The organism is Polaribacter huanghezhanensis (assembly GCF_030444335.1).
Taxonomy (GTDB): Bacteria; Bacteroidota; Bacteroidia; order Flavobacteriales; family Flavobacteriaceae; genus Polaribacter; species Polaribacter huanghezhanensis.
This window is the reverse complement of the sequence record NZ_CP128595.1, coordinates 2,141,133-2,166,159: the sequence shown is the minus strand read 5'-3', so window position 1 is coordinate 2,166,159 and position 25,027 is coordinate 2,141,133. Positions and strand designations below refer to the sequence as shown.

Here is a 25,027-nt window from a genome sequence, read left to right as displayed (position 1 = left end):
TTTTAGGCTATTTTTCTATTTAATTTAATGGAGTTAAAAATGGTGTTTAAAATCGCTGTTTCATCATTATTTAATGAATAGTAGAGTGTTTGTCCTTCTCTCCTAGCTGTTATCATCCCAGCATCTTTTATTTTCCGAATGTGTTGTGATATTGCAGGAACACTCATTCTTAATATATCGGCTAAATCACAAGGGCAAAGTTCTTTCTCCATATTTAATAGATAAAGAATTTTTAATCTGACATCATTCCCAGAAATAGAAAGTAATTTTGTTGTTTTTTCAAAACTTTCTTCCATGTTGTCTAATGTTTCCATACAGTTTTGCAACTGTTTATGGTTGGCTTCTACTCGTGTACAGCTTACTTCTAATTTCATATGATCTATTTTAGAATACAAATATATAATTATTTACGTATTTAAGCAATTACTTAAATACAATTAACAAATAATTATAATTTTGTTAGATATATACAAAAAATTAACTAAATATAGTTTCGCTAAGTGCGTAGTAAATAGCCATGATAGCAGAGAAAATTGCAGATCCTAAAAAACGCCACTGTAGTTTAAATCGGTTTTGAATGATGTAATTGGCGACAAAAGAAATAGGAATATTTACTAAAAACGACCAAAATGCAATTTCTAAAAGATTGAAACCAATAGCATCTAACTGTCCAGAAAACAATTTAATAAACAACAAATGTCTCGCAATCCACAACGGATTAAAATAAGCGATTGCCAACAATGTTTTTGTTAAAGTAGCTTTAATTCCTTTTAGTGACTGTGTTTTTTTTACAATCCAATCAAAATAATTCGGAATTTCAAAAGCGTAAAAAGTAGCGCCAATAAACATCATTCCTAACAAACGAGATACCGTAAATTCATCTAGTAATAGAGCAGCAACGGAATCTCCAGCACTATAAATAAGTGCGCCTTTAAGAATGTTTGATTTTTTATAATGCAATTCGATAAGGCGGTTAGTTTTTAGAAAATAAACTCATTAACACTTTTTCTGGAGTCATTGGTGAATGGAACTTTAAATCATAATTTGGATTAAAAGCTTTGATGGCGTTTTGAAGCGCAAAATAAGCTCCAATTCCATACATTAAAGGCGGCTCTCCAACTGCTTTCGATTTTAATATTGCCATGTCATTCCCTTCTGTTTCAACAGGAACTACTTCCACATTTTTAGGAACAGAAAAAATATCTGGTACTTTATAGGTTGATAGCGCATTTGAAAGTAGTTTCCCTTCAGCATTATAGCCAATTTCTTCCATAGTCATCCAACCAATTCCTTGAATTAATCCACCTTCAACCTGACCTAAATCAATTCCTTCACTCATACTTGTTCCGTAATCGTGTACAATTTTAACCGAATCAAATTCGTACGTACCACGCATACAATCTACTGTTGTAGTAATAATTGCCGTTCCGTATACATGATACGCAAAAGGATGCCCTTTTTCTTTGGTTTTATCAAAATGAATTTCTGGAGTTGCATAATGTGCATTCTCCGTTAAAGCTACTCGTTTTAACATGGTTTTACTGATGAGCTCTGTCCATGTTACTGTTGATTTCTTTCCTTTTATATAAACAAATTCACCTTTTAATGTGATGTCTTTTTCAGAAACATTTAATGTTGCCGAAGCTACAGTTTTTAAGCGTTCTAAAAGTGAATTACACGCCATTAAGGTTGCTTTTCCGTTTAAATCTGCTGTAGAACTTGCCGCAGATGGTGATGTATTTGCAACTCGAGTTGTATTGGTAGTTTCTATTTTAATTTTATCAATGGGAATGGAAAATACATCAGCAGCAATTTGCATCATTTTGGTATTGACACCCTGCCCCATTTCTACGGCAGCAGTACTAATACCTATACTTCCATCTAAATAAATATGTACCAAGGCACGCGCGTGATTCATTGGTGTGTTCGTAAATGAAATTCCAAAAGTAATTGGCATAAAAGCGATTCCTTTTTTGAATGCTTTGTTTTTTTTGTTGAAATCTTCTACTTCTTGCTCTAAAGCTTCGCTATTAAATAGTTTTTTTGCAGAATTCCATGTGTTCTTTGCCTCTACTTTCTTAGCGATTTGTCCGTAGGAAAACGTATCGTTTTCCTCCAATAAATTGGCTTCCTGAATTTGTTTTGCACTCACACCGATTTCATGAGCAGCTTTTGCAATGGCAGATTCTATAACAAACATTCCTTGCGGACCACCAAAACCACGAAATGCTGTATTTGGAGGCAAGTTGGTTTTACAACTAATCACTTTTGTGGTTACATTAGGAACGTAATAACTATTGGTTGCATGAAACAAGGTTCTTTCTGCAATTGCAGGAGATAAATCTGCTGCTGCACCAGAATTTTGTAGAAATTCTGTTTGATATGCATGTATTTTTAAATCTTTAGTTAAGCCGATTTTATAGGTACTTTCATACGGGTGGCGTTTCCCTGTCATGCGTAAATCATCATGGCGATTTAGAATTAATTTGACAGACTGGTTTAGATGAGACGTTGCCAAAGCAGCCATTACGGCCCAAGGTGTCGCTTGATCTTCTTTACCGCCAAATCCGCCACCAAGTCGTGTTACATCCACTTCAATTTTGTGCATGGCAACACCTAAAACTCTTGCTGTAATTGCTTGTACAGAGGTTGGACCTTGTGTAGAAGAGGTGATTTTTATATTTCCGTTTTCTAAAGGTTCTGCATAGGCGCCTTGTGCTTCAATATATAAATGCTCTTGTCCGTTTGAAAACGTTTCGCCTTCAAAAACATAGTCGCACTCTGCAAATGCTTTTTCGGTATCTCCTAATTTAAAAGATCTTGGTGCATTGATAAAACTTTCTTTTGCTTTCGCTTCTTTTGCTGTTGTGATTACCGGAAGTTCTTCGATTTCAATTTCGATTAAAGCTCTTGCTTTTCTTGCAATAAATTCGGATGTAGCAACAATTAACGCAATTGGCATTCCCCAAAAATGAACTTCATCTTCTGCAAATAAAGGTTCATCAGGAATAATTCCGCCAATCTGATTTTCACCAGGAACATCTTTATACGTAAAAATACGCTCCACTCCTTCCAAAGCTTCAGCTTTAGAATAATCGACACTTTTTATTTTTCCGTGAGCTTTTGGTGAATCAAAAACTACTCCGTGAAAGGTTCCTTCTCTAACGTTGATGTCATCAACATATAAAGATTCTCCACGAACATGTGTATAAGAATCTAAGTTTTTGATGCTTTGTTTTAACCCAGCAGCAACAGCATCTAACTTTGAATCTAAATCGGTATTTGAGTTGTTTTTATGCATGCTGAACGACATCGTTTAAAGTGAATTGTAGTGGAAATAACTCCGTAAAATGCGCAAAGAATAATTGTCGCGCTAACAAACGTTTGTAATCGCTTGTACCACGAATATCGCTAATTGGTGCGATTTCCTTTTGAAGGATTTCATTGGCATCAATAATAGTTTTTATAGATAATTGTTTTCCTTTTAAAAATGCAGAAGTTTCGTGAAGGTATTTCGGAATTGCAGCAACGCCACCAATAGCAACGTGTGCTTCTACAATGGTATCATTATCTACAGAAATATGTATTGCAGCATTGACGCTTGCAATGTCTAAATGTGTGCGTTTGGAGACTTTTTCGAAATTAAAAAACGATTGTTTTGTTGGTGATTTGAAACGAATTTCTTTCAACAATTCGCCTTCTTGTAAATCGAATTTTTTATATCCTTGATGAAAGTCTTTAAGCGCAATTGTGCGTTCATCTTCATTAGAATTTACGATTGTAATATCACTATTCAACGCTAAAAAGAAGATTGTCATGTCTCCAATTGGCGATGCATTTACAAAGTTTCCACCCAAAGAAGCCATGTTTCTAATTTGTTCTGAAGAAACCAGTTTTAAGTGTTTTCTTAAGTTTGGAAACAACTTGTTTAATTCAGAATGGTTCCATACATCTGAAACCGTTGCGTTTGTTCCGATAGTACAGGTTCCATTTTCAATAGAAATGCCTTTTAAAGATTCGTTTTTGGCAATAAGAAGAACATCGTTATCCGTTAAATTATCAGCTTGTTGCACATATAAATCCGTTCCTCCAGAAACCACTTTTCCTTTAGATTGGTTTAATTTTTTAGTAGCAATCTCTTTTAAACGTTTTGGAATCGTTGCGAAATAGGCAGGAACAAATTCGTTCTCTATCAACCAATTTACAGACGTTTTATGTGTGCTTTGAAATTTTTCAACTACTTGATGCACTGCTTTTTCAATTGCTTTATATCCAGTACATCTACAGATATTTCCGCTAATTGCATTTAAAGCATTGTTGTGATTTTTATCAGAATTTGACAAGGCAAAACCCGTTAACGCTACTACAAAACCTGGTGTACAAAATCCGCATTGCGTTGCAAAATTTCCTTTCATGGCTTCTTGAGCTGTGGTTAATTTGTTTTGCAGATTTGTACCTTCAACCGTTACAATGTGTTTTCCATGTGCATTTCCTAAAGGAGAAATACACGAGGTGATGCTTTGGTATTCCATTGCATCATTTTTTAACGTTCCAACTAAAACAGTACAAGCACCACAATCGCCTTCTCGACAACCAATTTTGGTTCCTGTAAGTCGTTGTTGATATCGAACAAAATCTAACAAGGTCATTCCAGCATTGTCTGAAGTTGTAATGGTTTTATTGTTTAAGATGAAAGTTATCATGTAATAGGTTTCAAAAGTTCTCGATACATCACACCCAAAAGCGTGACACTCGAATTGACATTATATCTAATTTAATATGCTGTTTTATCTTCTTTTTTCGTCCATTCTTGAAATGGTTTCAAAGCAATTTCGTGCGCTAATTGTTCAAACGGAATGCTTCGTTCAGCATATGGCAACGGAATTTCTTTGTAAATAAATTCATCATCAAAGCCAATATTTGCAGCATCAACTTGATTACATCCGTAATACACTTTATCTGGACGCGCCCAATAAATAGCACCTAAACACATCGGACAAGGTTCGCACGACGTATAAATCTCGCACCCATCTAATTGAAAAGAATCTAGATTTTTACACGCATCTCTAATGGCTGTAACTTCTGCATGTGCTGTTGGATCGTTGGTTGACGTTACTTTATTGTTTCCTCTTCCTACTATTTTTCCGTCTTTAACTACCACACAACCAAAAGGGCCACCTTCATTATTGTTCATTCCTTTTAAAGCTGCATCTACAGCTTCTTGCATAAATTTTTCTTTGCACATTCTAATAAATATTTTTGTGAAAAATACAAATCATTTGAAGTATTCCGGTTAAAATAACGGTTTAGTTATAAACATAATTATTCACCGGGTTTTTTAGCTTGTGTTGATTGTGACCAGAATATCCAAGTGCATTTTCTATATATTCTTAACTATTGATATCCAATTAATTGAAAAATTAAATGTTGTTTTTTTGATTTCAAAAATAATTTGTACTACATTTGTTAACCAATTGGTTAAACTAAACAGTTAGTAAATGAAATTGAAAGATACAAACACAGAGAGTTCAATACTAGACGCAGCAGAATCGATATTTCAACGAAAAGGAATGGATGGCGCACGAATGCAAGAAATTGCAGATGAAGCTGGCATTAACAAGGCCATGTTGCATTATTATTATAAAAGTAAACAACTCTTATTTGGAGCCGTTTTTAAAAAAGCGTTCGGTTTATTAGCACCACAATTGAATGCAGTTTTAAACGACGATTCATCCATAGAAATTAAGATCCGGAATTTTGCTAATAGTTATATTTCATTTATTAGCAAACATCCATATTTGCCTAGTTTTATCATTATGGAGTTGAATAAAAATCCTGATTTTATTTTAAAACTAAAAGAAAACTCCAGTTTTCCAAATCTAGTAAAATTTAAAAATCAAGTAAAAAAAGAAGTTGCAAACGGAATCTTAAAGCCAATAAATGGCGAGCAATTATTTATCAATATTATTTCTTTATGCATTTTTCCCTTTGTAGCTACTCCGCTACTGAAGGCGTTTGTTGATATAAATGACTCGGAATTTAAAGTACTTATGAACGCAAGAAAAACTGAAATTGCCGATTTTATCATTGACGCAATAAAAACATCATAAAATGAAAAAAATTAACCTCTTTTTACTGCTGGTTATAAGTGGATCAGCTTTTGGTCAGCAAACCATTACACTTGAAGATTGTCAGCGATTTATTAGTGAAAATTATCCGCTATTAAAACAATCTAAAACCTTTATCAAACAACATGAGTTTGACACAGAAATTTTAAACATCGGAAAGTTGCCTCAGTTTAGTTTAGACGGACAACTCACCTATCAATCGGATGTGATTAACGTTCCGATTCCAGGTAGCAATTCTTTAAACAAAGATCAATACAAAACGACCTTGTCTGTAAATCAGCTAATTTTTAATGGCGGATTGATTGACGCAAACAAACAATTGAAATCAGGGCAATTAAAGACAAAACAGCAACAACTTGCCGTACAAGTATATCAGTTAAAAAAACAAGTAAATCAATTATATTTTTCTGTGTTATTAGCTCAAGAAGCCATTTTATTGGTAGAAGCAAAAAACAAGCTCATACAATCGAAATTAAAAGAAGTAACTTCTGGAATTAAGAATGGTGTTTTGGTGGCTTCTTCGGATAAAATTTTAAAAGTAGAATTGCTAAAAAACAAACAGAAATTAGAAGAAATCAACAACAATAAAAAAGTTTTGATTGCAACACTCTCTAAATTGATTGCTGTGACAATTAACGACGATGCTATTTTTAAAAAACCAATTATAGAAATTGCTTTGAATGATGAAATTAAAAGACCAGAATTGGACTTGTTTCAATTAAAAAAAGAAGAGATTGAAAGCACTGAAAACCTTGTTGCTAAAAAAAATGCACCCACAATCATGAGTTTTGCAACAGGTGGGTTTGGAAATCCTGGTTTGAACATGTTAGACAATTCTTTTCAATCATACTATATCGTTGGAGTAAAATTGCATTGGACTGTTTTTGATTGGAATTCGAATAAAAAAGAACGAAAATCGCTATCACTCAACAAAGAAATCATTAATAATGAGCAAGCTATTTTCTTACTAAACACTAATATAGCCTTGCATCAACAAGAAAAAGAAATTGAAAAAATAGAAGGCTTTATTCTTTCTGATCAAGAAATCATCAAGCTGAGAAAAGACGTTTTAGAAACAGCAGATTCGCAACTTAAAAACGGAACCATTACGGTTTCGGAATACATTACAGAACTGACCAATTTATTTGTTGATAAAAATGCATTGATAGCGCATCAAATACAATTACAATTGGTAAAAGCAAATTATACAATTACAAAAGGAAATTAAAATTCATACAATGAAACACCTAAAAAAGATAGTCATTTTAAGCACTGTACTCGTTGCTCTTTCTTCGTGTACAAACGGCAATGAAAAAGCCGATGGTTACGGAAATTTTGAAGCTACAGAAATAGTGATTTCTGCAGAGAATAACGGAAAAATCATGCAATTTAATCTTGATGAAGGAAGTGTGTTAAAAAAAAATACGTTTATTGGATATATTGATACCATTCCACTTTCTTTAAAACGGGAACAATTAGTGATTTCTAAATCAATTATTGCTTCAAAATCTAAAAGTGTATTGTCTCAAGTAGCTGTTTTAAATGCCAAATTAGAATCCGCAATAATTACAAAAAATAGGATTGAAAACTTGCTAAAAGACAATGCAGCAACACAAAAGCAGTTGGATGATGTCAGTGGAGAAATCAATATTATAAAACAACAAATTAGCAGTGTTGAGTTTCAAAATACCCCTATTATCAACGAGTATAAAAATATTGATATTCAGCTACAACAACTCAATGATCAAATTCTAAAAAGCAAGATTATCAATCCTGTAAACGGAACTGTATTGACCAAATATGCTGAGCAAAACGAAATTACTGCATTTGGAAAACCACTTTATAAAATCGCAGATTTAAACACCATGCAATTGCGTGTATATGTTAGTGAAACACAATTATCAAGTGTACAAATTGGACAAAAAGTAACGGTTAAAATTGACGACGCAAATGGAATGAAATCGTATACAGGAACTGTTAGTTGGGTTGCATCAGAAGCGGAGTTTACACCCAAAATAATCCAGACTAAAGAAGAACGAATTGCATTAGTATACGCCGTTAAAATTGATGTAGAAAATGATGGTGGATTAAAAATTGGAATGCCTGCAGAAATGTGGCTTCAAAAATAACCCTTAAAAAAAATGAATCATGGACAAACAGCATTATACTATTTCTATAAAATGGATGACAGATCGAAAAGGAATGGTGTGTTCTCCAGAATTATACCATCCTGAAACCCACAATAAAAATTGTATAGAAATTGCTACTCCACCACAATTCCCTGGTGGTGTGCCACATATCTGGTCGCCAGAACACCTGCTAACCGCAGCTGTAAGTAGCTGTTTTATGACTACCTTTTTAGCGATTTCTGAATATTCAAAATTAGAATTTGTAAGTTTTAACTGTAACTCTAAAGGGGTTTTAGAAAAAATTGAAGGCAAATTCACAGTAAGTGAAGTGCATCTTTTTCCTGAAGTTCTTATAGTTGATGAAAAGCACAAAGAGAAAGCAATTCGTGTTTTAGAAAAATCAGCAAAAGCTTGTATCATTTCTAATTCTATCAAATCGAACGTATTTATGGAACCAAAAGTTTTTGTACAAGCGTAGTAAACTATGAGTATTTCTGTTCAACATATTAGTAAATCCTATAAAAAGGCACAAGCATTGCAAGACATTTCTTTTGATGTAAAACCTGGCGAATTATTTGGATTGATTGGTCCAGATGGAGCTGGAAAAACAACCCTTTTTAGGGTTTTAACAACCTTGCTAATTGCTGATGTTGGTTCAGCTAAAGTAGCTGGTTTTGATGTGATTTTAGACTATAAACAGATTCGAAATCACGTTGGTTATATGCCTGGAAAATTCTCCTTATATCAAGATTTAACGGTTGAAGAAAACTTAACTTTTTTTGCCACTATTTTTGGAACAACGATTGCAGAAAACTACGATTTAATTAAAGAAATTTATGTGCAAATAGCTCCGTTTAAAAATCGTAGAGCAGGAAAATTATCAGGGGGAATGAAACAAAAATTGGCTTTGTGTTGTGCATTGATTCACAAACCCAAAGTATTGTTTTTAGACGAACCAACAACCGGAGTTGATCCTGTTTCTAGAAAAGAATTTTGGGAAATGTTAAAGCGTTTACAACAAAAAGGGATTACCATTTTGGTTTCTACTCCGTATATGGATGAAGCAGCATTGTGCGATAGAATTGCATTGATTCAGGACGGGAAAATTTTAGAAATTGACACGCCTGAAGCCATTGTAAAACAGTATCCTAAACCAATTTATAATGTAAGTGCAAATAATATGTATCACTTAATCAATAGGTTAAAAGAGTATCCACATAATCATAGTGTATATCCTTTTGGTGAATTTGTGCATTATACCGATAGTAGAATAGATTTTAACCCAAAAGAGCTTGTGCAGTATTTAGTATCAAAAAACCTTACAGACATCACAATACATAAAACAAAACCCACCATAGAAGATACTTTTATGGAATTGGCAAAATAAACATGATAAACAACAACGTTATACAAGTAAAAGAACTCACCAAAACATTTGGAGATTTTACGGCTGTAAATGCCATTACTTTTGATGTAAAGAAAGGAGAAATCTTTGGTTTCTTAGGAGCAAATGGCGCTGGAAAAACCACCGCAATGAAAATGCTCATCGGAATTTCGAATCCAACTTCAGGAGACGCAACTGTTGCTGGTTTTGATGTGTTTACACATGCTGAAGACATCAAAAAGAACATTGGATATATGAGTCAAAAATTTGCTTTGTACGACGATTTAACAGTCAAAGAAAACATTACTTTTTTTGGCGGAATTTACGGGTTATCAAGAAAAGTAATCAAAGAAAAATCGAAAGAGTTGGTGCAGGAATTGGGTTTAGAAAAAGTAGCAGACCAACTTGTGGGTTCACTCCCATTAGGATGGAAACAGAAGTTGTCTTTTTCTGTTGCCCTATTACACAATCCAAAGATTGTTTTTTTAGATGAACCTACTGGAGGTGTTGATCCAATAACCAGACGTCAATTTTGGGAAATGATTTACAAAGCAGCAAATCGTGGAACTACCGTTTTTGTAACGACACATTATATGGATGAAGCTGAATATTGCGATCGAGTATCGATTATGGTCAACGGAAAAATAGAAGCATTAGGTACACCTAAAAGATTAAAAGAACAGTTTAATGCAACAACAATGAATGATGTGTTTTTAAAATTAGCACGTGGACAATAGAAAAGTATTCTGTAACAGTTTACAGTCATTGAATTCACCCGTTAAGAAAAAGAGTTTATATCTCTATGTGACTATGTGGTTAAAAGTAGTAAAGAGTTATATTGATTAAAAAATTTGCGGTAAATAATTAAAAATGAAAAGATTTAAAGGCTTTATAAAAAAAGAGTTCTATCATATTTTTAGAGATAGACGCTCCTTATTTATACTATTTGGAATGCCAATTGTGCAAATTTTACTCTTTGGCTTTGCTATTACCAACGAAATAAATAATGTGGATATTGCTGTTTTAGATCATTCAAAAGATGCAACAACTACCGAAATTATTAATAAAATAGCTTCATCAAAATACTTTAGCATCAAACAAATGATTACTCATGAAAAAGAAATTGCTTCTGTTTTTAAAAAAGGTCGTGTAAAAGCTGTTTTAATTTTTGAAAAAAACGTTGGTAAAAACCTGATTAAAGACCACAAAGCAACTGTACAAATTATTGCAGACGCCACAGATCCAAATACGGCAAATACCATCAGTAATTATGTAAATGCAATATTGCAGCAATATCAAAAAAAATTAAACAAAGAAATTACAATTGCCTATCAAATTGTTCCAGAAACGCACATGGTGTATAACCCAGAATTAAAAAGTGTATACATGTTTGTTCCTGGTGTAATGACTATTATTTTAATGTTGGTTTCTGCCATGATGACTTCTATTTCTATCACAAGAGAAAAAGAATTAGGAACCATGGAAATTCTATTAGTATCTCCTCTAAAGCCAATTCAGGTGATTATCGGAAAAGTATTTCCATATATATTTTTATCAATCATCAACGCTACAGTAATCGTTTTGTTAAGTATATTTGTTTTTAACATGCCTGTACAAGGAAGTTTGTTTTTATTAGCTTTAGAAAGCATTCTTTTTATCATTAGCGCCTTGTCTTTAGGAATTTTAATCTCAACTATTTCAGCAACACAGCAAACGGCAATGATGATTTCGTTAATGGGCTTAATGTTACCTGTAATTATACTTTCTGGTTTTATTTTTCCGATTTCGAGCATGCCTTTAGCTTTACAAGTTATTAGTAATATAATTCCTGCCAAATGGTTTATCATTATTATAAAAGGGATTATGCTAAAAGGAGTTGGAATTCAATTTATTTGGAAAGAAACCTTAATTTTATTTGGAATGACCGTGTCTTTTATCGCTTTAAGTGTAAAGAAATATAAAATTAGATTAGAATAAAAAAATGACCATAGAAAATAGATGTTAGAAAAAAGATGAAAACAATTTTATACATCATACAGAAAGAGTTTAAGCAAATCTTTAGAAATAAAGGAATGCTGCCTATCATTTTTATAATGCCAATCATTCAATTGGTTATTTTATCTAATGCAGCTACTTTTGAAGTGAAAAACATCAAATTTGGGTATATCGATAATGATCGTTCTTCTACATCAAGAGCTTTGATCGAAAAATTTAATGCTTCTACCTATTTTAATGTATTAACTGATTTTACTTCTCAAGAAATGGCAAGTTCAACAATGTTAAAAGGAAAGATTGATGTTGTTTTAGAAATTCCAACTCATTTTGAACGTGATTTACAAAAAGACAAACAGGTAAACATGGGAGTTACCATTAATGCTATTGATGGTGCAGCGGCTGGAGTTGAAAATGTCTATATATCACAAATTCTGCAACGCTTTAATCAACATATAAAATCAGATTTCCAACAACTTTCAGACAAACAAACACAGCCAGTTGCCATTGAAACCATCCCATTATTTTGGTATAACAAAACACTAAATTATAAAACCTTTATGGTACCAGGGATTTTAGTGCTTTTGGTAACAATGATCACGCTCTTTTTATCTGGAATGAATATTGTGCGTGAAAAAGAAATTGGAACTTTAGAACAAATTAATGTAACACCAATAAAGAAGATTCAATTTATTATTGGAAAACTTTTTCCGTTTTGGATATTGGGTTTAGGATTATTAACTTTTGGCTTATTTATAGCAAAACTTATTTTTGATATCCCCATAGTTGGTAGTTTATCAACAATGTATTTATATACTTCTGTTTATATTTTAGTGGTATTAGGAATTGGATTATTTATCTCAAACTTTACAGAAACACAGCAACAAGCTATGTTTATTTCTTGGTTTTTTATGGTCATTTTTATTTTAATGAGTGGTTTATTTACGCCGATAGAAAGTATGCCAAAATGGGCACAAACGATTGCAGAATTTAATCCTATAAAATACTTTGTAGAAGTCATGCGAATGGTAATGCTTAAAGGTTCTACGTTTAGGGATATTCTACCTCAATTATTAAAAACACTTTTATATGCTTTTATAATGAATGGATTGGCTGTTTGGAGTTATAAAAAAACCTCCTAATCTTTTTCTTGCGTAAACCTGCTAGTTTTGTAAGTAAAAAAAATGCGTTTAAAAATTCTATTCATTCAAATTTGATATATTAGAGTGAAAATCTAAATTAATTCAAATTTGTATAGTACTATTGTAAAATGAAATTATTACTTATAGAAGATGAAGTGAAATTGGCAAAAAGTATTCAAGAGTACTTAAATGCTAGTGGATTTTTATGCGAATGGGCAAATGATTTTTCTTCTGCTATAGAAAAAATAGCACTATTTGATTACGATTGTATTTTATTGGATTTAACACTACCTGATGGTGATGGGTTTGATATATTAATTGAGCTTAAAAAACAACATAAAACAGATGGTGTTATTATTATTTCTGCAAAAGAAACCATAGAAACTAGAATTGAAGGGTTCAATCTTGGTGCAGATGATTATTTAACCAAACCTTTTCATTTATCAGAATTATTAGTAAGAATTCAGGCAATAATTAGACGTAAACAATTCAATGGAAGTAATACTATTAGCTTTAATGAGATAGAAATTGACGTACTCTCTAAAGTTGTAAAAATTAATGATCAAAAAGTTGATATCACTAAAAAAGAAATAGATTTGTTGTTGTACTTAATTGGAAACAAGAACAAAGTTTTGTCTAAAGGCGCAATTGCAGAGCATCTTTCTGGAGATATGGCTGACATGTTAGACAATCATGATTTTGTGTATGCACATATCAAAAATTTAAAAAAGAAATTAACCTACGCAAAAAGTAAAAACTACATTAAATCGGTATATGGTTTAGGATATAAATGGCAAGATGAGTAAGAAGTTATTACATAAAACACAACGCATTTATTTAATATTTGCTATTGTAACCTTTATCATCGTTGCCCCTATTTTTTATTTAGTCTCAGAAAAAATGTATTTAAAAAACATTGATGAAACTTTATTAGGATATAAAGCAGATTTTTTAGAAAAAATAGCACCAAACTTATCCGAAGAAACAATAAAAACATGGAATCGTTTTAACCTAACATCTAAAATAAAAGAGTATTATCCTTTAAAAAAAGACACGTTATTTTATAGTGAATATTTTAGCAAATTAGAATTAGAAAACGAACCATACAGAGAATTAAATTCGGTTGTTTACATCAATAAAAAGCCCTTTATCTTTTCAACCAAAATAAGCTTATTTGAATCTGGTGATTTACTTACCAGCATTCTCTTATTATTTTTAGTGTTGTTTGTTATTTTATTGATTGGCTTGATTTTTTTAACAAGAAAAATCTCTATAAACCTTTGGAAACCTTTTTACAAAACTTTAGAAGAAATAGAAGCCTTTGAACTTGATCATCCAAAAAAATACTCCTTAGATACATGCACTATTGAAGAGTTTAATCGATTAAATGAGTCTATTGACAATTTGATAAAAAGAAACATCAGTATTTACAACAATCAACGAGAATTTGTAGAAAATGCTGCTCACGAATTACAAACTCCAATTGCTATTTTTAAAGCGAAGTTAGACATGCTAATTCAAGATAAAGATATTAGCAAAAAACAATACCTCTTATTAAATGACATCAGCGATACTGTTTCTCGTCTCAATAAACTCAATAAAAACCTCCTTTTACTGTCTAAAATAGATGGCAATCAGCCAAACAAACAAGAAATGATTTCTATAAATGAAATCGTAGAAAAACAACTTCCGTTTTTTAGAGAGCAAGCCAAATCTAAAAATATTAAGATTGCTATTAGCGCTATTGATAATTGCAGTTTAACCGCTAATTTAACACTTACAGAAGTACTGATAAGAAATTTACTATTAAATGCGATACGCCATAATCATCAAGATGGTGAAGTACATATTGAACTAAGAAAGGACAAATTAATCATTTCTAATACCAGCTCAAATACAAAACTCTTTAGCGAAAAACTTTTTGTCCGTTTTTCTAAATCTTCAGATTCACAATCCGGAAATGGATTAGGGCTTGCTATTGTTAAAAAAATAATAGATTCTCAAAACTGGAAAATTACGTATTATTTTCAGGGTGCTAATCATATTTTTGCTATTCATTTTATAAATTAAAATCGATAATGAAAAACATTTTTAAATTACTTATTCTAATTTTTTGTTTTAGTCATTTAGGAAAATTGCATGCACAAACTCCTTTTAATATTAATGATAGTATTAAGAAAAATAGTTTACTAAAAAAAAGTATTGTCCCTCTTAGTCTTATTAGTATTGGCATAATTGTTAATAAAAGTAGTTTTGAGAAAAGCTTGCAAACAGATATTCGAAATAAAGTTGGAAATAATTATGAATTTAAAATAGATGATTATTTACAGTTTGCTCCTATTTTCGAATTATATGGAGCAGATATTTTAGGAGTGAAAGCAAAAAATCATTGGTTTGATCAAACCAAAAATCTATTCATATCTAATATAGCATCTTCTACAATTACTTTTTTCTTAAAAAAACTTACAGGAAAGATGAGGCCAAACGGAAGAGGATATCGATCATTCCCTTCAGGACACACCACTTTTGGTTTTACAAACGCAACCGTATTGTATCAAGAATTTAAAGAAACTTCACCTGTATTAGCTTATAGCGGTTATGCTTTTGCAACTACAACAGGAGCGTTTAGAATGATCAATAATAAACATTGGTTTTCGGATGTTTTGGTGGGTGCTGGTATCGGAATTTTAGTAACAAAATTAGTATATCATTTTGAACCATTTAAAAACTTTAACCCTTTTAAGAAGACAAAAAATATAACGTTAATCCCTGAAATTAATGATGATAATTATGGGGTGTATTTTTCTTATAGTTTTTAAAAAGTTCTAAATTAATTCAAAATCGGCTGCTACTTTTGTCTAATAAATTATAAATTAATTATAAAATGAAAAAAGTTAGTATAGTAATGCTTGTCTTTGTGATGGCTTTATCACAAGCTTGTACAGAAAAAGTATCTAAAAAGGAAATCGTAAAAGAAACTATTTCAGAAAAAAAGGAGAGTGCTAAAATTACCGAATCTGATGTGATATTCGAAAACTTAGATCAAGCTCTTTCTCCTTTTGAAGATTTAACAGAATTTGCACTTGCAAAAAATGACAAAGGAATTCAAAAATCATTATCTAAAATAGATAACACTGCAAAAAACAATGTGTTTACAGATCATTTAAAACCAGAAAGCATCATGGTTTTAAATGAAAAAATAGCAGCACTTAAAAAGTATTTTAAGAAAAGAGATTACGCAAAAACAGCACTTACTTCTACAGAAATATTTAATTATAATGTAAGTAATTTTAAAGACGCTTCTAAAATTGAAAACCAAATAAAAATTGAACACTTAGATTATTTAGGTTTTAAAATACTAGCACTAATCGATCAAAAAAAGATAGACTGGAAAAACATTGAGCATACAACTAAAAATGTAGAACAAGTATGGAAAAGTTTAAGTACAGAAGTAAAAGACTCTAATTTAAAAGCTTCTTTTAATTTATTGTTTGATGGAATACATTTAAGTGTAAAAGAAAAAAACAAAAAAATGGCAGCTATTTTTGCGAACATGGTCTTGGATTTAGTTGATGTATTAGAAAATACATTTTAAAGTAAAGCAAAATTCAAAATTTCTTCAAAATCGAGATTTACATTTGTTTAATATTAATCATAAAATAGAATAAAAATGAAAAAATTAAGTTTATTAATGCTTGTTGCAATAATGACATTGACACAAGCTTGTGCACAATTTTCAGCTCCTTCTAACGTAAAAGCAGCTTTTGCTAAAAAATTCCCTAAAGCTAAAAAAGCAAGTTGGGATAAAGAAAATGACACTGAATGGGAGGTAGAATTTAAAATGAATGGAAAAGACTATTCGGCTAATTTCTTAACAAATGGAACATGGAAAGAAACTGAATATGCAATTAAGAAAAGAGAAATTCCTGCAGCCGTAAAAAGAACATTAGACACACAATTTAAAGGATATGATATTGAAGAAGCTGAAGTATCTATAACTGCGAAAGGAAAAGTATATGAGTTTGCTTTAGAGAAAGACGATACTGATTTAGAAGTTGCAATTGCACCTAACGGAACTGTTGTTAAAAAAGAAGTTAAAAAAGACAACGAAGATAAAGACGGTGAAAAAGACAACGAGAATGATAATGAAAATTAATTAATTTTTGTTTTCCATTAATAAAGACAGACTTTTTAAGCCTGTCTTTTTAGCATATATATCCTATATTTGTTCACTTAATTATTATATTTAATATGAAACAACTATTCTTAATTGTAATAACCCTTTTTTCTCTAAAAATATATTCTCAAAAAACAGTACATTTTTATGTGAATAAAGCACTAGAAAATAGCCCTTTGTTGCAAAAAGAAAAGAATACACATGAAATAATAGACCTAGATTTAAAACAATTTAAAGCAATCTATAAATCGCCTACTGTAAATTTGAATGCAAATGTATTATTTGCACCAATTATTTCTAATGATAACGGAACTACGAAGTTAGAAGTTGTTTCAAATGGCGCTACTAATTATTATGGGTATGATTTAGGAATCAGTAATGGAGGTCAATACCAAACTTTAGTTTCAATAAACCAACCACTATTTACAAAGAGATATATAGAAGCGTATAAAAATCAGGCAACCATTTTAAAGCAAAAATATGCCAATCAAATTACCTTAACAAAGCTAGAATTAAAACAAACAGTTACTCACCAATACATCTTGTGCATTCAGTCTAAAAAAAGCATAGAAAATGCAAAAGAAAACAGTCAGATTCTTGAAAATCAAATCAAAGAAATGAAACCTTTGGTTGCTGCAGGAATTTTAAAATATATTGATTTAAAATGGATAGAATTAGCGTTAAAAAATAGTCAAATAGACCAAGAACGTTTTACCGCCAATTATCAAAACAACGTAAATGCATTAAATTTACTTTGTGGAATACAAACAACTACTATTGCTGATTTAGAAGACATCGAATTACAAATATCTAATCGCTTTTCAGAAAAATCAATTTTCGCGAAACAATTTCAAATTGATAGTTTTGCGATACAATCTGATCAAAAAATAACAGATTTAAAATATATACCACAAGTAAAAGCTTTTGGTGATGCGGGTTTAAATGCTACTTATTTACCAAAACCTAACCGATTAGGTTTTAGTGTTGGAATGGCTGTTACTTGGAACTTGTTTGATGGGCATCAACAAAAATTAAAGCATCAACAAAATCAAATTAAATTAGAAAATTTAAAATTCGACAAAGCGTATTTTATCAATCAAAATACCATTCGGAAAGATAATTTAATCAAACAAATACAAAGCGTAGACAAACAAATCATTCTTTTAAATCAACAATTAAAGGAATATCAAAAATTATTGCATTTGTATCAAGTAGAGATAAAAGAAAGCTTGGTTTCTGTACTAGATTTAAAAATAATTATTAAAGAAATTGCTCTAAAAAAACAAAAAAAAACAACGATCCAATTAGCAAAACAAATATTAATTAATGTTTATAACTATTGGAGTAACTAGAAATTATTAAAAATGAAACAACTTATTTATCTTTTTATCTTCATCTTCGTTTTACAATCATGTAAACAAAAAACAACTAGCGTAGAAACTAAAAATGTACTACTTCCACAAGTTACCATAACACATCCTGTGCTTGGAGACATCAAAGAATTCGAAGAAATAAATGGGCAAATTATTTTTTTAAATAAAACAACTATTTCTTCTCCAATAACAGGGTATGTAACCTTGGTAAATGCTAAAATTGGTGATAAAATAACCAAGGGAGAATTGTTGTACAAAATTCAGACTAAAGAAAGCATTGCGTTGCAAAAAGCGAAAGTTTCACCAAATTCAAACTTTGGAATTGTTGCTGTGTATGCCTCAGTAACAGGATATGTAAATGCGCAAAGCATTCCCGATTCTGGTGTTTTTGTAAACGAAGGAAATAACATGATTACGATTATAAAAAACACGGATTTAGCTATTCAAGTAAATGCGCCTTTTTCTTTAAGTGCTTTAATTCAAACCCAAAAAAGCATTGCTATAGAATTGCCTAATAAAGAACAAAAAACAGCCTATTTCTATAAAACAATTCCCACTGTTGATGCTGTTTCGCAAACACAACAAATTCTTTTTAAACTGAAAAAGTTTACTCCTTTACCAGAAAATTTGAATGTATTGATTAAGATTCCAATTCTAGAAAGAAATCAGACGATATTAATCAACAAAGAAGCCGTTTTATCAAACGAAACACAAGATGAATTTTGGATAATGAAAGTGACTGAAAATAATGTAGCATTAAAAATCAACATCAAAAAAGGATTAGAAAACAATAAAGACGTTGAAATTTTATCACCTAAACTATACCTAAAAGACAAAATTATTGTGAAAGGAGCTTATGGATTGTCTGATAGCACACAAGTAAAAATCAATTAATTATGGATAAAATATTTGTAAAATATAAAAGTCCTATTACCGTAATTTTATTATTGATATTGATTGGCGGCGCGTATTCTTATAAGAATTTAAGCACTTCTCTATTTCCGAATGTTACTTTTCCTAAAATAAAAATCATTGCAGATAACGGACAACAACCTGTTGATAAAATGATGGTTACCGTTACCAAACCATTAGAAAATGCTATAAAAAGAGTAGAAAATTTAAAATTGATTCGCAGTATTACCAGCATGGGATCTTGTGAGATTTCTGCTTTTATGGATTGGGGTTCAGATATCAATATTGATAAGCAGCGGTTAGAATCTAGAATTGCCCAAATAAAAAACAGTTTACCTCCAAATACACAAATTGTTGTAGAAAAAATGAATCCTTCCATTTTATCAATAATGGGATATTCGCTTCAATCTGATGTAAAGAATCAAGTAGAATTAAAAATGATTGGCGAGTACATTGTAAAACCGTATTTATCAAGAATTGAAGGCGTGGCTGCAATTGAAGTAATTGGCGGAAAAACCAAAGAATTTCAAGTCATTTTAGATCAGAAAAAATTAAGTACTTTAAAAATAAAACCTCAAGAGATTATTAATGCCATTCAGCAAACAGGATTTATCCAAGCGAATGGGTACACTGTTGATTATAAGCGTTTGTATTTAACGGTTACCGATGCAACTATTAATAATAAAAAGCAATTAGAAAATTTAGTAATTTTTGACAATGCAAAAAGTAAAATCAGCTTAAAAGATATTGCGACGATTCAAATTTCTGAAAAAACAGAATACATAAAAATCAATGCAGATGGTAAAAACGTACCATTAATTGCTGTTTTAAAGCAACCCAATAGCAATTTAATTGATGTTGCAGATAAAGTAACAAAAAGTATTGAAGAGTTAAATAAGATTCTTCCCAAAGGAGTACAATTGGTGAAATATTACAACCAAGCAGATTTTGTAAGTACTAGTTTAAAAAGTATTATTGATGTTCTTTGGATAGGCTTAGTTTTAGCCATTATTGTGGTGATGATTTTTTTACGTTCTTTTAAAGCAAGTAGTGTTTTATTGGTAACCATTCCAATTACCTTAGGCTTAACATTTTTAGTGATGAAAGCATTGGGTTATGATTTAAATATTATGACTATTGGAGCTATTGCTGCAGCTATTGGGTTAATTATAGATGATGCAGTAATTATTGTTGAACAAATCCATAGAACTCACGAAGAAAACCCAAAAGAACCAGCAACAGCTTTGGTTGGAAAAGCCATTCAATTTTTATTTCCAGCAATGGTAAGTTCTTCTTTAAGCACCATAGTAATTTTCTTTCCTTTTGCACTAATGACAGGTGTTGCAGGAGCATATTTTAAAATTTTAACCGAAACAATGATTATTACTTTGGCCGTTTCCTTTGTTGTTACTTGGATTGGCCTGCCAGTTGTGTATTTATTATTTTCTAAAAAAAATCCAAAGGAAATTAAAGTACATCCTTTGAAAGAGCGAAAATGGGTGCGTTATTTTATTGAAAGACCACTATTTTCTTATGCTTTTATTCTCGTAACAATTTTGAGTATTGTTTTTGTACTACCTAAATTAAAAACAGGCTTTTTGCCAGAAATGGATGAAGGTTCTATCATTTTAGATTACAACAGTCCATCAGGAACTTCACTAAATGAAACCGACAGAATGCTTTCTGAAGTAGATGCTATTTTAGATCAGATTCCTGAAGTAAAAGCGTATTCACGTAGAACAGGAACACAAATGGGCTTTTTTATTACAGAGCCAAACAGAGGTGATTACTTGATAGAATTGAAAAAAAACAGAAAAAAAACCACTTTTGAAGTTACAGACATTATTCGTAAACGAGTAGAAGGCTCAATTCCAGCATTAACGGTTGATTTTGGTCAAGTAATTACAGATATGTTAGGAGATTTGATGAGTAGTGTGCAACCTATTGAAATTAAAATTTTTGGTACAGATCATAAAAAACTACAAGAATTATCGAAAATAGTTGCGAAAAAAGTAGAAAATGTAAAGGGTACCGCAGATGTTTTTAATGGAATTATAATTGCGGGTCCAATGTTAAGCATTCATCCTAAAGAAAGCATTTTAAAACAATATGGTTTGTCGTCAAGTGATTTACAACTACAAATTCAGACCTATTTAAATGGTACCATTGCAGGGGCAATTTTAGAAAAAGAACAGTTAACAAATATTAGAGTATTGCATCCTGATAATGCTACTATACCCATTGAACAACTTAAAGAAGCCAAAATAGCCACTAATTCAGGTACTTATTTACCACTAGCTATTTTTGCTGATTTTTCTATGAAACAAGGTGTTTCTGAAATCGAAAGAGAAAATTTACAATCTATGGGCGTAGTAACAGCCCGTCTTAATAACAGAGATTTAGGAAGCGTAATACACGATATTAAAAAAGAACTGGCACAACTACAATTACCACCAGCTTACCAAATAGTATACGGAGGATCTTATGCTGAACAGCAAAAATCATTTAACGAATTGTTACTCATTTTAATATTTGGTGGTTTGTTGGTATTTACGGTAATCTTATTTATGTTTCGCAATTTAATGCTTTCATTCATCGTGATTTTTGTAAGTGTTTTAGGAATTTCTGGAAGTGTTTTGGCTTTGTATTTCACAAATACTCCGTTAAATGTAGGAAGTTACACAGGTATTATTATGATTATTGGTATTTTAGGAGAAGCTTCCATTTTTACCATCTACTTATTTTTAGCCGAGATTAAAAAAAGAGGGCAAAAAGAAGCGATTATTTATTCCATTTCTGCAAGATTACGACCAAAATTAATGACGGCCATTAGTGCCATTGTTGCATTAATGCCTTTAGCTTTAGGAATCGGAACTGGCGCACAAATGCATCAACCTTTGGCAATTGCGGTTGTTGGTGGATTTATTATTGCGTTGCCTCTTTTATTAATTGTTTTACCAACATTGGTATATAAATTGGCAAGTTTTAAGATAGAAGAAAAAGCCTAAAATTTAAAAAGAACTCTTCAACGATAAAGCATAAAACCACAAATCATCAATCTTTCGATTGATGATTTGTGGTTTTTATAAAGATTTTGATGAACTAGAGAGTTTAGATAACGCTCACTCTTACTTTTTTCTTTTTTAAACGAGTATTGTTTAGTTTCTCTACCAAAGCATCAGCAATGGTTAAAGGCACCGCTACAAAAGCACAATCTTGTTTCAAGTCAATAGTTCCTAATTGGTCTTTATTAATTTCGCCTTGTTTAAAGAAAAGTCCTGCAATATCTCCTTTAGAAATTTTATCTTTTCTTCCTCCAGAAATAAATAAGGTTGCCCAAAATTGAGGTTTTCTTTTACCGGTTGTAGATAATTTTTCAACTTTAGCATTTTCAATAAACTCAGGAAAAACTTCTCTATCTCCTTTTATCAAATAAGCTGTTCCTTTTGCATCTACTCTAGCAGTTCTTCCATTTCTATGTGTGTATTCTTCGTAAGCATCTGGAGTTTCATAATGAATGATGAATTTCATTTCAGGGATATCAATTCCTCTTGAAGCCAAATCACTTGCCACTAAAATAGAAACACTTCCATTTTTTAATTTTATCAAAGCACGTTCTCTGTCTATTTGTTCCATACCAGCATGAAAACACGTATGTGCAATCTTCTTTTTATCCAAAAAAGCACTAATATCTTCAATGCTATCTTTCTTATTACAAAACACAATTCCAGGATCATTTCCTAAATGATTTAATAAATCGACTAGCGTGTTGTGTTTGTTTTTAGAAGGAGAAAGGATGGTTTTAATCATCAGTTTTGATGCCGCCTTTTCTTTTAGATAATCTAATGTTTTAGGACTATCCATTCTAAAATAACTAGGGATAGAAGTTCCTTTTGTCGCAGAAGTCAATATGCGTTTTGTAATATTTGGTAAATGACTGATGATGTTTCTCATATCTCCACCTGCGCCAACTTCAAAAGAAATATCAAACTCATCAATAATTAATGTTTTGATGTTTTCTGTAGTAAAACGAGCTTGTTCAAAATGATCTGACAATCTTCCTGGTGTGCCAATTAAAATAGCTGGTGTATGTTTTAGTTCTATTTTATCTTTTGCAATCGTTCTTCCACCATAAATAGCATTTGCTTTGTAGCCAGATCCCATATTTCGAATGACGTGCTCTATTTGTATCGCCAATTCTCTAGAAGGTACAATAATTAAAGCTTGTACTTCTTCACATTCTGGATCTAACTGCGCTAATAAAGGCAATAAAAAAGCCAATGTTTTTCCAGTTCCTGTTGGAGATAACAAAATGGTGTTTGCATTGTTATTGATTGTTTCCAACGCTTCTTCCTGCATCGGATTTAAACTATAAATCTTTAATTTATCAAGAATATCTTGTTGCTCTTTTATGTTATTTGCCATGTCTATTTCTTCTTTTTCTTTTTAGGCTCTTCTGATTTTGAAGCTCCTGAATTGGTTTGTGCTATATAATTTGCCAATACTTTTTCTATCAATTCTTCTTTTGTTAAATGATGAAAAATTGTTCTCACTTCTTTTCTAAACTCTTCAGAAATAGTGCGATTTGGTTTGGTCTTAAATATTTTCTTTGCCCACAACAATCCGTTGTTTTCTTCAATACTTTTAGCATCTGCTTTTTTAAATTCTTTAAAAACAATGCCTAATTCTTTTTCAAAATCAGCAATGTCAGCAACTTCTTCTTGCTGTAAAATAGTTAAAGAAAGTCCGGTTGCTCCTGCTCTCGCTGTTCGTCCACTTCTATGCACATACGCATCATAGGTGTCTGGTAAATGATAATTGATTACATAAGAAACATCTTTGACATCAATTCCTCTTGCTGCCAAATCCGTTGCCACTAAAATATCGATAAAACCTTCTCTAAATTGCCCCATAATTCGATCTCGAATTCCTTGACTTAAACTCCCATGAATGGCACCAGATGAAAATTTATTGATGGCTAAGTTTTTCGCTAATTTATTTACGGCAGCTTTTGTTTTACAAAAAATGATGCCTCGCTTTCCTTCTTTAGAATTTAAGAAATGCAACAGCACTTCTAGCTTTTCTATCGGTGCTACGACCACATATTGATGGTCAATTCCTTGATGTCCAACAGTAGTCATATCAGCTTCTATCTGAATAACGTGTTTTGACATGTAATTCTGAACCAATTGTTTAATGGCTCCTAGCATTGTTGCCGTAAACAATAACGTTCTTCTCGATTTCGGGATTTCTTTGATAATTGCATCCAATCCAACTTTTAAGGCGCTTACCATTTCATCTGCTTCATCTAAGATAAAATAAGAAATGTTTTTAATGTCGATTGCTTTACGTTCTATTAAATCTGCCAAACGCCCTGGAGTTGCCACAACAATATGTGTAGTGCTTTTTAAACGTTCTATTTGAGGTTTAATTGGAATTCCACCACAGATTGTAGCAATAGAAATTGCTGGTAAATGTGTAGAAAAAGACACTAAATTTGTATAAATCTGTTGCCCTAATTCTCTTGTTGGTGCTAAGATTACTGCCTGAATATTAGTTTTATCAACATCTATCAATTGCAATAAAGGCAAACCAAATGCCGCAGTTTTTCCTGTTCCTGTTTTTGCCAAAGCTACTACATCTTCTTGTTGATGTAAAATAACCGGAATTGTTTTTTCTTGAATATCTGTTGGAATAGAAATCTGTAAATCAGCCAAGCCTTGTACTAACTGATCATGAATTCCTAAATCGGAAAAACGTTTTGACATAAATAATATTTTTTGCAAAGAT

23 protein-coding genes are annotated in these 25,027 nt (G+C 31.3%); 16 read left to right on the top strand and 7 right to left on the bottom strand.

The window, feature by feature from the left end:
• Positions 1–2: 2 nt before the first annotated feature.
• From KCTC32516_RS10175 to KCTC32516_RS10155, 5 genes are all read right to left on the bottom strand, one after another.
• Entirely contained in the window at positions 3–374 is a 372-nt protein-coding gene (locus KCTC32516_RS10175) for an ArsR/SmtB family transcription factor (protein ID WP_301400314.1), read from the bottom strand.
• 103 nt (positions 375–477) lie between these two features.
• Positions 478–960: a hypothetical protein gene (locus KCTC32516_RS10170; protein ID WP_301400313.1), complete on the bottom strand. Its 483-nt coding sequence runs from the start codon at positions 958–960 to the stop codon at positions 478–480.
• Between the two features lie 13 nt (positions 961–973).
• Positions 974–3,301, bottom strand: coding sequence for a xanthine dehydrogenase molybdopterin binding subunit (locus KCTC32516_RS10165; protein WP_301400312.1), 2,328 nt, complete (start codon positions 3,299–3,301; stop codon positions 974–976).
• A complete protein-coding gene (locus KCTC32516_RS10160) occupies positions 3,294–4,703 on the bottom strand; it encodes an FAD binding domain-containing protein (RefSeq protein WP_301400311.1) in 1,410 nt (469 codons plus the stop codon). The genes KCTC32516_RS10165 and KCTC32516_RS10160 overlap by 8 nt, the downstream gene beginning before the upstream one ends.
• A 71-nt stretch (positions 4,704–4,774) precedes the next feature.
• Positions 4,775–5,245, bottom strand: coding sequence for a nucleoside deaminase (locus KCTC32516_RS10155; protein ID WP_301400310.1), 471 nt, complete (start codon positions 5,243–5,245; stop codon positions 4,775–4,777).
• 253 nt (positions 5,246–5,498) lie between these two features.
• On the opposite strand from KCTC32516_RS10155, the gene KCTC32516_RS10150 reads away from it, so the two are divergent.
• The 16 genes from KCTC32516_RS10150 (at position 5,499) to KCTC32516_RS10075 (ending at position 22,245) form a co-directional block, all read left to right on the top strand.
• Positions 5,499–6,110, top strand: coding sequence for a TetR/AcrR family transcriptional regulator (locus KCTC32516_RS10150; protein WP_301400309.1), 612 nt, complete (start codon positions 5,499–5,501; stop codon positions 6,108–6,110).
• 1 nt (position 6,111) lies between these two features.
• Entirely contained in the window at positions 6,112–7,356 is a 1,245-nt protein-coding gene (locus KCTC32516_RS10145; RefSeq protein WP_301400308.1) for a TolC family protein, read from the top strand.
• Positions 7,357–7,366: 10 nt separating this feature from the next.
• Entirely contained in the window at positions 7,367–8,257 is an 891-nt protein-coding gene (locus KCTC32516_RS10140) for an HlyD family secretion protein (protein ID WP_301400306.1), read from the top strand.
• 19 nt (positions 8,258–8,276) lie between these two features.
• Positions 8,277–8,735 (top strand): OsmC family protein, encoded by a 459-nt coding sequence (locus tag KCTC32516_RS10135; protein WP_301400305.1) that lies wholly within the window; start codon positions 8,277–8,279, stop codon positions 8,733–8,735.
• Positions 8,736–8,741: 6 nt separating this feature from the next.
• Complete coding sequence (locus KCTC32516_RS10130) at positions 8,742–9,644, top strand: ABC transporter ATP-binding protein (RefSeq protein ID WP_301400304.1); 903 nt, start codon at positions 8,742–8,744, stop codon at positions 9,642–9,644.
• Between the two features lie 2 nt (positions 9,645–9,646).
• Positions 9,647–10,378, top strand: a complete 732-nt coding sequence (locus tag KCTC32516_RS10125; RefSeq protein WP_301400303.1) for an ABC transporter ATP-binding protein — start codon at positions 9,647–9,649, stop codon at positions 10,376–10,378.
• A gap of 133 nt (positions 10,379–10,511) precedes the next feature.
• The gene (locus KCTC32516_RS10120) at positions 10,512–11,618 is read left to right on the top strand and encodes an ABC transporter permease (protein ID WP_301400302.1); all 1,107 of its coding nucleotides are present in this window, start codon (positions 10,512–10,514) and stop codon (positions 11,616–11,618) included.
• A gap of 35 nt (positions 11,619–11,653) precedes the next feature.
• On the top strand, positions 11,654–12,775 hold the full coding sequence (locus KCTC32516_RS10115) for an ABC transporter permease (protein WP_301400301.1): 1,122 nt from the start codon (positions 11,654–11,656) through the stop codon (positions 12,773–12,775).
• A gap of 128 nt (positions 12,776–12,903) precedes the next feature.
• Positions 12,904–13,581, top strand: a complete 678-nt coding sequence (locus KCTC32516_RS10110; protein ID WP_301400300.1) for a response regulator transcription factor — start codon at positions 12,904–12,906, stop codon at positions 13,579–13,581.
• On the top strand, positions 13,574–14,845 hold the full coding sequence (locus tag KCTC32516_RS10105) for a sensor histidine kinase (protein WP_301400299.1): 1,272 nt from the start codon (positions 13,574–13,576) through the stop codon (positions 14,843–14,845). Before KCTC32516_RS10110 ends, KCTC32516_RS10105 begins: the two co-directional genes overlap by 8 nt.
• A gap of 8 nt (positions 14,846–14,853) precedes the next feature.
• Positions 14,854–15,594: a phosphatase PAP2 family protein gene (locus KCTC32516_RS10100; RefSeq protein WP_301400298.1), complete on the top strand. Its 741-nt coding sequence runs from the start codon at positions 14,854–14,856 to the stop codon at positions 15,592–15,594.
• Between the two features lie 65 nt (positions 15,595–15,659).
• Positions 15,660–16,370: a hypothetical protein gene (locus KCTC32516_RS10095; RefSeq protein WP_301400297.1), complete on the top strand. Its 711-nt coding sequence runs from the start codon at positions 15,660–15,662 to the stop codon at positions 16,368–16,370.
• A gap of 75 nt (positions 16,371–16,445) precedes the next feature.
• Positions 16,446–16,931 (top strand): PepSY-like domain-containing protein, encoded by a 486-nt coding sequence (locus KCTC32516_RS10090; RefSeq protein WP_301400296.1) that lies wholly within the window; start codon positions 16,446–16,448, stop codon positions 16,929–16,931.
• 95 nt (positions 16,932–17,026) lie between these two features.
• Positions 17,027–18,304 (top strand): TolC family protein, encoded by a 1,278-nt coding sequence (locus KCTC32516_RS10085; RefSeq protein ID WP_301400295.1) that lies wholly within the window; start codon positions 17,027–17,029, stop codon positions 18,302–18,304.
• A 12-nt stretch (positions 18,305–18,316) separates the two neighbouring features.
• Positions 18,317–19,219 carry an efflux RND transporter periplasmic adaptor subunit gene (locus tag KCTC32516_RS10080; protein ID WP_301400294.1) on the top strand — a complete coding sequence of 301 codons (903 nt, stop codon included), beginning with the start codon at positions 18,317–18,319 and terminating at the stop codon, positions 19,217–19,219.
• A gap of 2 nt (positions 19,220–19,221) precedes the next feature.
• A complete protein-coding gene (locus tag KCTC32516_RS10075; RefSeq protein ID WP_301400293.1) occupies positions 19,222–22,245 on the top strand; it encodes an efflux RND transporter permease subunit in 3,024 nt (1,007 codons plus the stop codon).
• 103 nt (positions 22,246–22,348) lie between these two features.
• Here KCTC32516_RS10075 and KCTC32516_RS10070 read toward each other — a convergent pair whose 3' ends face one another.
• Complete coding sequence (locus KCTC32516_RS10070; RefSeq protein WP_301400292.1) at positions 22,349–23,662, bottom strand: DEAD/DEAH box helicase; 1,314 nt, start codon at positions 23,660–23,662, stop codon at positions 22,349–22,351.
• Between the two features lie 2 nt (positions 23,663–23,664).
• Positions 23,665–25,005, bottom strand: a complete 1,341-nt coding sequence (locus KCTC32516_RS10065; RefSeq protein WP_301400291.1) for a DEAD/DEAH box helicase — start codon at positions 25,003–25,005, stop codon at positions 23,665–23,667.
• Positions 25,006–25,027 lie beyond the last annotated feature (22 nt).